The organism is Halopseudomonas sp. (assembly GCF_041579695.1).
Lineage (GTDB): Bacteria > Pseudomonadota > Gammaproteobacteria > Pseudomonadales > Pseudomonadaceae > Halopseudomonas.
Genome location: NZ_JBFGFI010000092.1, coordinates 1 through 10,188, shown reverse-complemented (window position 1 = coordinate 10,188; position 10,188 = coordinate 1). Strand labels below are relative to the sequence as shown.

Annotated in this window: 11 protein-coding genes; 5 read left to right on the top strand and 6 right to left on the bottom strand. The window is 61.3% G+C overall.

Annotated features, from left to right (window positions below; translation table 11 throughout):
• The 6 genes from ABYA88_RS13870 to ABYA88_RS13845 all read right to left on the bottom strand — a co-directional run.
• Positions 1-413: riboflavin synthase (locus tag ABYA88_RS13870; protein ID WP_373187986.1), on the bottom strand; the 413-nt coding region annotated here is incomplete at its 3' end.
• 31 nt (positions 414-444) lie between these two features.
• Positions 445-1,704, bottom strand: coding sequence for a sodium:proton antiporter NhaD (gene nhaD / locus ABYA88_RS13865; protein ID WP_373187985.1), 1,260 nt, complete (start codon positions 1,702-1,704; stop codon positions 445-447).
• A gap of 12 nt (positions 1,705-1,716) precedes the next feature.
• On the bottom strand, positions 1,717-2,850 hold the full coding sequence (gene ribD / locus ABYA88_RS13860) for a bifunctional diaminohydroxyphosphoribosylaminopyrimidine deaminase/5-amino-6-(5-phosphoribosylamino)uracil reductase RibD (RefSeq protein WP_373187984.1): 1,134 nt from the start codon (positions 2,848-2,850) through the stop codon (positions 1,717-1,719).
• Positions 2,843-3,316: a transcriptional regulator NrdR gene (nrdR, locus tag ABYA88_RS13855; RefSeq protein ID WP_373187983.1), complete on the bottom strand. Its 474-nt coding sequence runs from the start codon at positions 3,314-3,316 to the stop codon at positions 2,843-2,845. Before nrdR ends, ribD begins: the two co-directional genes overlap by 8 nt.
• Positions 3,317-3,434: 118 nt before the next feature.
• On the bottom strand, positions 3,435-4,919 hold the full coding sequence (locus ABYA88_RS13850) for an AMP-binding protein (RefSeq protein WP_373187982.1): 1,485 nt from the start codon (positions 4,917-4,919) through the stop codon (positions 3,435-3,437).
• A complete protein-coding gene (locus ABYA88_RS13845; RefSeq protein WP_373187981.1) occupies positions 4,916-5,905 on the bottom strand; it encodes an NAD(P)H-dependent flavin oxidoreductase in 990 nt (329 codons plus the stop codon). Before ABYA88_RS13845 ends, ABYA88_RS13850 begins: the two co-directional genes overlap by 4 nt.
• Positions 5,906-6,104: 199 nt before the next feature.
• Between ABYA88_RS13845 and ABYA88_RS13840 the strand changes: the two genes are divergently transcribed.
• From ABYA88_RS13840 to ABYA88_RS13820, 5 genes are all read left to right on the top strand, one after another.
• Positions 6,105-6,788: a methyltransferase gene (locus ABYA88_RS13840; protein WP_373187980.1), complete on the top strand. Its 684-nt coding sequence runs from the start codon at positions 6,105-6,107 to the stop codon at positions 6,786-6,788.
• Positions 6,789-6,856: 68 nt separating this feature from the next.
• Positions 6,857-7,738 (top strand): thioredoxin, encoded by an 882-nt coding sequence (trxA, locus tag ABYA88_RS13835; protein WP_373187979.1) that lies wholly within the window; start codon positions 6,857-6,859, stop codon positions 7,736-7,738.
• Positions 7,739-7,824: 86 nt separating this feature from the next.
• Positions 7,825-8,529 carry a DUF2796 domain-containing protein gene (locus tag ABYA88_RS13830; RefSeq protein WP_373187978.1) on the top strand — a complete coding sequence of 235 codons (705 nt, stop codon included), beginning with the start codon at positions 7,825-7,827 and terminating at the stop codon, positions 8,527-8,529.
• Positions 8,530-8,608: 79 nt separating this feature from the next.
• A complete protein-coding gene (locus ABYA88_RS13825) occupies positions 8,609-9,322 on the top strand; it encodes an ABC transporter ATP-binding protein (RefSeq protein ID WP_373187977.1) in 714 nt (237 codons plus the stop codon).
• Positions 9,322-10,188, top strand: an 867-nt coding sequence (locus ABYA88_RS13820) for an ABC transporter permease (protein WP_373187976.1), incomplete at its 3' end; no start/stop codon positions are given. The genes ABYA88_RS13825 and ABYA88_RS13820, both read left to right, overlap by 1 nt.

Genomic DNA, 10,188 nt, shown 5'->3' with positions numbered 1-10,188 from the left:
GAGCCTTTTTCGGCGATGTAACGCGCCAGTCCGGCGGGAGCCTCGATCCGGAAATGCCAGGACCGTGCGTCCTCCGTCATTGATAGCACCTTGCCAACGCCATCCACATGGCCACTGACCAGATGCCCGCCAAGGCGTGATGAAGGTGTCAGAGCCTTTTCCAGATTGACCCGGCTGCCTTCCTTGAGGCGCGACAGTGCGGTACGACGGATAGTCTCCTGACTGACGTCGGCCCAGAATCCATCGCCCGGCAATTCTACCGCCGTCAGGCACACGCCATTGACCGCGATACTGTCGCCTAGCTTCACATCACCCAAGTCGAGCCCGGCCGTCTTCACGTAAAGCCTGACGTCCCCGCCCCGGGGTTGCATGCTCTGGATCTGACCAACCGCTTCGATAATGCCTGTGAACATGTAAGTGCCTCTTTTTCAGGGGTGCAGTCTACTAGCCACCGACCAGCAGACCCAACCCGTAAACCGAGATATAACCGAAGACAAAGGCCGCAAACAGCAACCCGAAACTGCGCATGTAGGTCAGAAAGGTCAACCCGGGCAGCTTGCTCATTGCCACGATCCCGGCAGCGGAGCCGATTATAAGCAATGAACCGCCCACTCCGACAGCATAAGTCAGCCCCATCCACTCTGCAGTGCTCATCTGCAGGTCGGCCTTGAGCAACGCCGCGGTCAGCGGCACGTTGTCGATCAGCGCCGACAGAATACCCATCAGGAAGTTGGCAAAGATCACCGGCACCATGTCGTAAAGCGCCGTCAGGCCTTGCAGCACACCGATAAACTGGAGCATGCCCACCAGCAGCAACACCCCCAGAAAGAATAGCAAGGTTTCGAATTCGATCGCCCTTACGTACTCCAGAATCGGGTCGTTCTCGATATCCTCGTTGAAAAACCGTGCAATCAAAAACATCAGGGCGAGACCCGTCAGGAACGTCAGCACCGGCGGGATCGCATACAACAGACTGCCGAGGATCGTGCCAAGAATCGTCAGCAGGAACAGCAGGCCGATCACCTGATCGACTCCGCGCAGCGGCTGCAGTGTGGCCTTCTCGATCACCACCTCGTCCTTGAGCCCCACCGAGAGCAATGCGGCAAGTAGCAGTACCGCCAGGAAAGCGGGGCCGCTGAGCATCAGCAGATGAGTAATCTCGACCTTGTTGGCGAGAAAGATCATCAGCGTGGTGACATCGCCGGTAATCATTGCCACGCCCCCGGAGTTGACTGCAAAAACCACCAGCGTGGCGAACCGCAATGTCTTGCGCAGCTCCATCTTCAGGCTCAGCACCAACGCGACCGAGACCAGGGTCGCGGTTATGTTGTCGGCGATTGACGAGAAGACGAAGCAGAACAGACCGGTCAAAAGCAGCAGCTTGCGTTCTGTGACTCGGCCAGGCAGAACGCTGTAGATAATATTCTCGATCAGCCCCTTCTTGTTCAGATAGGCGACAAAGGTCATGGTCGCCAGCAGGAACAGCCACAAACCGGCGATATCCGTGATGTTATGACTCAGCGCCGCCTGCACGCGTTCGCGAAAGGCCTCGTCCGGCGCCGCAATGAACAGCACCATCCATGCCAGTGCGCCGAAAAACAGCACCACCTTCGCCTTGTTGACGTGGATCAGCTCTTCGAAAACCACGCCCAGAAACGCTCCTACTGCCATCAGGACCAGCAACCACTGAACTGCCATGTGCATGATGCGACACTCTCAGAAAGGAAGAACCGGTCGCGCCGTGATTCGCCAATCACGGCCGACAACCCGCATGTCGGTCACATCAAGCTGCATGGCCTCGGCCATACTGTCGAAGGGCAATTCCAACAAGGGTCGCGCCAGACTGCCCAGCAGTCTCGGCGCCATATACACCACCAACTCATCTACCAGGCCCGCTCGCAGGAAAGCACCCGCCAGCCCGGCTCCGGTTTCTACCAGCACTTCATTGCAATCGCGCGAAGCCAGCAACCGCAATAGCGCTTCGAGGTCAACGTACTCGCTGGCGGCACTGGGCAGCGCCAGCAGCTCTGCGCCTGCCGCGCGGTAATCCTGCGACGGGGTTTCGTCCAGTCGGCAGGCCACCAGCACTGGACCGTCCTGCTGAAACAGGCGACGGGTCAGTGGAACACGCAGGCGGCCATCGACCAGCACCCGCAGGGGCTGGCGCTCGGCGGCTGCCTCTGCCTCGGCCTCCGGGAGGCCCAACTGGGCACTGCGCACGGTCAGCGCCGAGTCATCCAGCAACACCGCATCCGCGCCGGAGAGCACCGCGCTGCTGCGCGCACGCAGGCGCTGCACATCGGCACGGGCCTCGGGCCCGGTAATCCACTGACTCTCGCCACTGGCCATTGCGGTACGGCCATCCATACTCATTGCCAGCTTGAGCCGCACGAAAGGCAGGCCAGTCTGCATGCGCTTGACGAAACCCGGGTTAAGCGCCGCTGCCTGTGCTTCGAGCACACCGCAGGCGACGGTGATGCCGGCAGTGCGCAAACGCTCCAGACCACGTCCGGCGACCAGGGGATTGGGATCCTGCATGGCCGCAACCACACGTGTAACGCCAGCGGCAACCAGCGCATCGGCGCAGGGCGGCGTCCGCCCGGTATGACTGCAGGGCTCGAGCGTCACATAGGCCGTCGCACCGCGGGCTTCAGCGCCAGCCTGCAAGAGCGCATTGACCTCAGCGTGACCCTCGCCAGCGCGTACATGCCAGCCCTCGCCCACAATCCGTCCTTCACGTACCAGCACACAGCCGACACGGGGATTGGGATCAGTGGTGTACAGGCCCTGCTCCGCCAATTGCAGCGCCCGGGCCATCATGCTCCGGTCGCTGACTGCCTGATCAGGCATCGGGATCGTCCTTGTCGCGGCGCGACAACCGCTCGATTTCCTCACGGAACTGGTTCAGATCCTGGAAGCGTCGATAGACCGAAGCGAAGCGGATATAGGCTACTTCGTCGAGCTGCTTGAGTTCGTTCATGACCATTTCACCGACCACCATGGCCGGCACCTCACGCTCGCCGGTGGCACGCAGACGGTGCTTGATATGCCCAATCGCGGCTTCAATCTGCTCGACACTCACCGGGCGCTTTTCCAGCGCCCGCTGCATACCTGCGCGCAGCTTCTCCTCATCAAAGGGCTGGCGCCGACCGTCGCCCTTGATGATCCGCGGCAAAACCAGCTCGGCAGTTTCAAAGGTGGTAAAGCGCTCCTGGCAGGCCAGACACTCGCGGCGCCGACGCACCTGATCACCCTCGGCAACCAGCCGGGAGTCGATCACCTTGGTGTCATGGGCGCCACAGAATGGACAGTGCATAGAAGTTTCCCGGGAGGATAAAAGCGTTCACATCTTACTCTTGTCCAGGCCCCGATAAAAATGCATCTTTACATTTCACAGCAAGAAACATCCTGCCGAAACCTGTGCGCAGTGAAGCTCAGGAAGGAGCAAAACGCTCGCGTAAAAGTCGCTTGGCCACCTTGCCGTTGTCGTCCCGCGGCAGACTGTCGATCAGCTCGACCCGACGCGGCACCTTGTAACCCGCAAGCCGCTCACGCACGTGCTGCTGCACCTGCGCGACGCTCAGCTCGTTGGGGTCCGCGGCCACCACGGCCAACAGAGACTCACCGTATTCGGCATCCGGCAGGCCGACCACCGCGCAATCGATCACGCCGGGAAGGGTTATCAGTACATGCTCGATTTCAGCGGGGTAAATATTCACGCCGCCCGAAATCACCATGTCAGACTTGCGATCACAGATGTAAAGATAACCTTCCTCGTCCAGATAGCCGATATCACCAACAGTTACCAGATCATCCAGCCCGGCGTTCAGACGGGCCTGCTCATTGTTCAGGTAGGTGAAATCCGGGACCGCGGGCTGCCGTACGTAGATGACCCCGGGCTCACCCACCGCGCACTCGCCGCCCTGCTCATCAACAATGCGGATGCGGGTATCGCCGATCGGCCGCCCGACGCTGCCCGGCTTGCGCCGCGCGGAGTCTGGGTCCTGAATCGTGATCATGCCGGTTTCACTGGAGGCGTAGGTTTCATGGATCACCGGCCCCCACCAATCAAGCATCGCCTGTTTCACATCCGGCGCGCAGGGTGCACCTGTGGAAGCCACAAAACGAACCGATGACAAATCGTATCGGGCCTTGACCTCCGCCGGCAAACGTAGAAGGCGGACATACATGATCGGCACCAGAAACACCGTATCGATGCGGTGCTGCTCAATCAGCGCCAGCGTCTGCTCGGCATCAAAACGCGGCATCAGCACCATCAGCTCGGCCTGCAGGATCGACTGCTGGGCAAAGGAGCTCGGTGCGCTGTGGTACAGCGGCGCAGATACCAGTGTACGCACGCCAGGCTTGATGCCCCAGGCCTCGCGGGACAGGGCGCTCATTGCAGCTGCCATCGCCTCGCGCTCTTGCGGCGCAGGGGCAAGACGCTTAACCCCCTTGGGCCTACCGGTGGTACCGGAGGTATAGGCCATGTGCGCTCGAGGCGTGCGCGGTTCACCAGAATACGGACCCTGCTCTGCGAGCCACGACTCGAAGGCATGCTCATTGGAGGCCAATTCGCTCTCGCAGCCATTGACCAACACCACAACACCCTCAGGTATGACGTGCCTGATGTCATCCAGCAGGTCTGCCTCGACCAGCAGCACCCTGGCGCCGGAATCCTGGAGCAGAAAGCCGACTTCGTCGGCCTTGAAGTGCCAATTGATTGGGCAATAGAAACACCCAGCGGTCTGGCAGCTCAGGATTGCATCGACAAAGGCTGGGCTGTTACGCAGCATCACGGCGATCACGTCGCCGTCCGCCACACCCAACCTGGCCAGTCCGCCAGCGAGCTTGAGGGCTCGCCGGGCGATCTCCTCGCCACTGCGTTCCAGATCGGCGCAGAGCAGGCGCGCCGTCATGCCGGCTTTCCGTAGGGGCCGGCTATCTGCTGCAGGCGGGCCTGCGCGTCGGTGTATTCCCGCTCCAGCTGGCTGACGGCCTCAGCGGTCGAAGTGATAGCGCCGATGCTACCAACGCCCTGGCCTGCGCCCCAGATATCACGCCAGGCCTTGCTCTTGTTGCTGCCGCCCGAGCCGAACTTCATGCTGCTCTTGTCACCCTCGGGCAGGTTGTTGGGGTCCAGACCGGCATTGGCGATACTTGGCTTGAGGTAGTTACCGTGGACGCCGGTAAACAGGTTGCTGTAGACGATGTCGTCGGCACTGGTCTCGACCAGCATCTGCTTGTAGGCCTGGTCGGCGTTGGCTTCGTGGGTGGCGATAAATCGCGTACCCATATAGGCCAGATCGGCACCCATCGCCTGCGCGGCCAATACCTGCTCGCCCTTGCTGATCGAGCCGGACAGAATGATCGGCCCGTCGTAGAAGCTGCGGATCTCGGATACCAAGGCAAAGGGACTCAGTTGCCCGGCATGGCCACCCGCGCCAGCGCAGACCAGGATCAGGCCATCGACGCCCGCCTCGATCGCCTTTTTCGCGTGCTTCACATTGATCACATCATGGAACACCAGCCCTCCGTAGCTGTGTACCGGGCCCACCACATCGTTCGGCGGCCGCAGACTGGTGATCACGATCGGTACCTTGTACTTCACGCACATTTCCACGTCGTGCTGCAGCCGATCGTTACTGGCATGAACGATCTGGTTGACGGCGTAAGGAGCCACCTTAGCCTCGGGATTGGCTGCCTTGTAACTCTCCAGCTCGGAGTTAATACGCTGCAACCAGACTTCCAGCTCCTCGGCCGGACGGGCGTTGAGCGCCGGAAAGGATCCCACCACTCCAGCCTTGCATTGCGCTATGACCAGATCGGGGTTGGAGATAATGAACAGCGGCGAGCAGATGACCGGCAGTGTCAGTGAGTTTTGTAGAATCGTCGGAAGACCCATGGGGTACTCGCTCCTGGAGGATGAACGTATTGCCTAAGACTATATGGGCTGTATCCAGAGCGCACAATGCTGGCAGGACATTCACGTCAGCTATGGCGGTGGGCCAGGGCATGCCGCTATTCCGGCCATTGTGTACCGGCCACGCTGTTCTGGTCTGCCGCCCGCGATTACAATCGGCGGCTTGACTGCCGGAGCCGCCATGTCACCTGCCAAAATCAGCAAGCCCGTGTTAGAGGCGCTCAGCGCCAGCCTGCATCGAGTACTTCCCGACGCACGCCTGAGCATCAGCGACCTTCCGGATCTGCCGGAACTGCGCCTGTGGCTGCTGGACCCGCAAAACCTCGACCGCGCCTTCGCCGGCGAAGAAACTCGGCGGCTGCTGCAGGAGCCACCTTATTGGGGATTCTGCTGGGGCAGCGGTCTGGCCCTGGCACGCTGGATCCTCGACCATCCGGAAACAGTGCGCGGCAAGCGGGTGCTGGATTTCGGCTCGGGATCCGGCGTGGTCGCCCTCGCCTGCAGCCTGGCCGGCGCCAGCAGCAGTATCGCCTGCGACCTCGATCCGCAGGCGCAGCTGGCCTGCAAACTGAACGCCGAACTAAACAACCAGCAGTTGATCTGCGCAGCCGATTACTTTGCCGTCAGCGGACCGCTGGATCTGATTCTGGCAGCCGACGTGCTCTACGATGCCGACAACCGTCACTTTCTCGATCACTTCGTGACGCGCGCCGACAGCGTGCTGCTGGCTGACTCCAGGGTGCGCGACCTGCAGCATGCGAGCTATAAACGAGAGAACATGCTGGCCGGGCGTACCTGGCCCGACCTGGGTGAACCGGCCGAGTTCCGGCAGATCAGTCTGTACCGCGCGGTACAGACTGCTTGATTTCCGCGGCTCGGCCCCCCATATCCTCAACAAGCCAATTCAATCGATCACCCAACCGGATATCGCCCATGAGCTCCTCACCCCACGTTTTCGATGTCACCGAAGCCACCTTTGATCGCTACGTTCTGGAAAACTCCTTCCACAAACCGGTGTTGGTGGATTTCTGGGCCGAATGGTGCGCGCCGTGCAAGGCGCTAATGCCAGTACTCGCAGCCATCACCGACAGCTATGCCGGCGAACTGCTGCTGGCCAAGGTCGACTGCGACCAGCAAGCCGGACTCAGCGAACGCTTCGGCATTCGCAGCCTGCCCACGGTCGTGCTGTTCAAGGATGGCCAGCCGGTTGACGGCTTTGCCGGCATCCAGCCAGAGAGCGCAATCCGCGCCATTCTCGAGCCCCATTTGGGCGCCGCCCCCGAGGCGGTAGCAGAGCCGGAAGCGGATCTGGCCACAGTTGCCGGCGCGCTGCTGGATGAGGGTCAGGCGGCCCAGGCGATTGCGCTGCTGCAACCTGCCATCGGTGAACAGCCCGAAGATGCGCTGCTGATTCTGCTTGGGCGTGCTCTGGCGATGGATGGTCAACTGGACGCCGCCGGACAGGTGCTTGACGCGGTCAAGGACAAGGAGGCGCACAAGGCAGCACTGGCCGGCGCACGCGCGCACCTCGCCTTTCTCCGCCAGGCCGTGGGCATGCCGCCACGCGGCGAGCTTGAGCAACGGCTGAAACAGAATGCCGATGACAGCGAAGCAACCTGCCAATTGGCAATAGTGGATCTGTCGCAACAGCGTTACGAGCAGGCTCTGGATGCACTGCTGGGGCTGTTTCAGCGCGATCGTGGCTATGCCGACGGAAGTCCGCACCGCACGCTGCTGGAAGTATTCAATGTGCTGGGGAGCGAACACCCGCTGGCGATCCAGTATCGGCGCAAGCTCTACCAGATCCTGTACTGAGAAACCGGCACGAAGACAGTGCAGGTAGCGCGGCCGTGATTTGTGTTATAGGATAACATTTACTTAATGTTCCCGGAGATACATCCATGCGCCCTACTTCCCTGCTACTTGGCGGGCTGTTAAGCACGCTGGCCTTCGCTATCCAGGCCCATGAACATGGCCATGAAGATCAGCATCATTCATCCACAGCCCATGAGCGCGCGGAAAAGTATCACCACGATCACGGACACAGCGAAAAAGGCAACGTCAGTCTGGCGGCCCATGAGCATGGTGTGGCAACGCTGAATCTGGTTCTCGATGGTGAGCACCTGGTATTCGAGCTTGAAAGCCCTGCCGCGAATATTGTCGGCTTCGAGCACATGCCCGCCAGCGAAAAGGATCTCGCCACGGCAAAGCAGGCCAGGCAGCGCCTGACCAAGGCAGATGCTCTTTTCGCTTTTCCCGGTGCAGCTGCCTGCACCCTGGAGGATGCCGAAGTCGAAAGCCCGCTATTTGCTGCAGCCAAAGAGCAGAGCCATGACCACGATGAAGCCCACCGGAATGACCACCACAAGGCTCACGAAGAGCATCACGATCACGCCCAGGATGATCACGCCGAGCATGAAAGCGCACACTCGGACATACACGCGCACTTCCGTTTTGTCTGCGAGAATCCCGGCGCGCTGCAGCAGATCGAGGTGAAGCTGTTCGAGGTATTCCCCTATACCGAAAAGCTGCTGCTCCAGGCCATTACTCCCAACGGCCAGCAGGGCGGCGAGCTGACGCCGGCGCAAAGCGTGATACGGCTCTGAGAGCACGACGGCGAACGCATCGGATATACTTGCCCTGTTCGTCGTCAACTTTTTCCACCCCACTGTGTCAGACCTTTCCATGCAGCCATTTCTTATCCAGCTGAACGCCGTGACTTTCGCCTGGCCCGGCCAGCCGCGCTTACTGGATATAGACAGTTTCGCGTTGGCGGTCGGAGAACGGGTATTTTTGAAGGGCCCGTCAGGTAGCGGCAAGACCACCCTGCTGGGCCTGCTGGGCGGAGTCCTTCTGCCCGATAGCGGCAGCATACGGCTTCTGCGTGAAGATCTGTCCGGGCTCTCTGCTGCCAGGCGTGACCGCTTCCGCGCGGACCACACGGGCTACATATTCCAGATGTTCAACCTGCTGCCCTATCTGTCGGTGGTAGAGAACGTGACACTGCCGTGCCGCTTCTCGGCGGTGCGTCACGCGCGGGCGCTAACGCGCAGTGCGAGCCTGGATCAGGCAGCCATGGACCTGCTTGCCGGTCTGGGCCTCTCGGAACCGGCACTGCTACGCCGCCCGGTGACCGAACTGTCGATCGGCCAGCAACAACGGGTAGCCGCAGCCAGGGCCCTGATCGGCAGCCCGGAACTGGTCATTGCTGACGAACCCACATCGGCACTGGACGCCGACACCCGCGAGGCCTTCCTGCGCCTGCTGTTTGCCGAATGCGAGCGCGGCGGCAGCAGCCTGCTGTTTGTCAGCCACGACTCCTCGCTGGAGCCGTTGTTCGACCGGGCGCTTTCGCTGCGCGACATCAACCGCGCCGCTGCTGCCCAGGAGGTGCTCTGATGTATCTGCTGCGCCTGGCGATCAAGAGCCTGGCCAATCGGCGTTTCTCCGCGATCCTGACCGTGCTGGCAATTGCGCTCAGCGTCACTCTGCTGCTGGCCGTGGAAAAGGTCCGTACCGAGGCACGCGCCAGCTTTACCAGCACCATCTCGGGTACCGACCTGATTGTGGGTGCCCGTTCCGGGTCGGTGCAGTTGCTTCTGTATTCGGTTTTTCGTATCGGTAACGCCACCAACAATATCCGCTGGGACAGCTACCAGCATGTGGCCGATAATCCGCGCGTAGCCTGGGCCATCCCGATTTCCCTGGGTGACTCGCATCGTGGTTTCCGCGTCATGGGCACGACCACCGGCTACTTCGAGCACTACCGTCACGGGCGCGATCAGGCGCTTGAATTTGCTCGTGGCATTGCGTTCGCCGATCTCTACGACGCGGTTCTGGGCGCGGACGTGGCGCGCGAACTGGGCTATGCAATCGACAGCGAACTGGTGCTGGCGCACGGGACCGGAGCGGTGAGCTTTGTCGACCATGCGGACAAGCCTTTCCGCGTCAGCGGGATACTGAGCAAGACCGGCACCCCGGTGGACCGCACCATTCATATCAGCCTGCAGGGCATGGAAGCCCTGCATGTGGACTGGCAGCAGGGGATGCCCGCGCGCGGGGCGGCCAGTGTCAGCGCCGAGCAGGCGCGCGCGATGGAACTGACGCCGCAGGCGATTACTGCAGTGCTGCTGGGCCTGACCAGCCGCATCAGCACCTTCGCCGTTCAGAGGGACATCAACCAGTTCGGCGGCGAACCGCTGCAGGCGATCCTCCCCGGTGTAGCATTGCAGGAACTCTGGAGCCTTCTGGGCATGGCCGAGAAG

Bases quoted from the DNA above. Each gene is read 5' to 3' on its own strand.
- ABYA88_RS13840 (WP_373187980.1), top strand. From the start codon at position 6,105: ATGTCACCTGCCAAAATCAGCAAGCCCGTGTTAGAGGCGCTCAGCGCC.
- ABYA88_RS13830 (WP_373187978.1), top strand. From the start codon at position 7,825: ATGCGCCCTACTTCCCTGCTACTTGGCGGGCTGTTAAGCACGCTGGCC.
- ABYA88_RS13825 (WP_373187977.1), top strand. From the start codon at position 8,609: ATGCAGCCATTTCTTATCCAGCTGAACGCCGTGACTTTCGCCTGGCCC.
- nhaD (WP_373187985.1), bottom strand. From the start codon at position 1,704: ATGCACATGGCAGTTCAGTGGTTGCTGGTCCTGATGGCAGTAGGAGCG.
- trxA (WP_373187979.1), top strand. From the start codon at position 6,857: ATGAGCTCCTCACCCCACGTTTTCGATGTCACCGAAGCCACCTTTGAT.
- ribD (WP_373187984.1), bottom strand. From the start codon at position 2,850: ATGCCTGATCAGGCAGTCAGCGACCGGAGCATGATGGCCCGGGCGCTG.
- nrdR (WP_373187983.1), bottom strand. From the start codon at position 3,316: ATGCACTGTCCATTCTGTGGCGCCCATGACACCAAGGTGATCGACTCC.
- ABYA88_RS13845 (WP_373187981.1), bottom strand. From the start codon at position 5,905: ATGGGTCTTCCGACGATTCTACAAAACTCACTGACACTGCCGGTCATC.
- ABYA88_RS13850 (WP_373187982.1), bottom strand. From the start codon at position 4,919: ATGACGGCGCGCCTGCTCTGCGCCGATCTGGAACGCAGTGGCGAGGAG.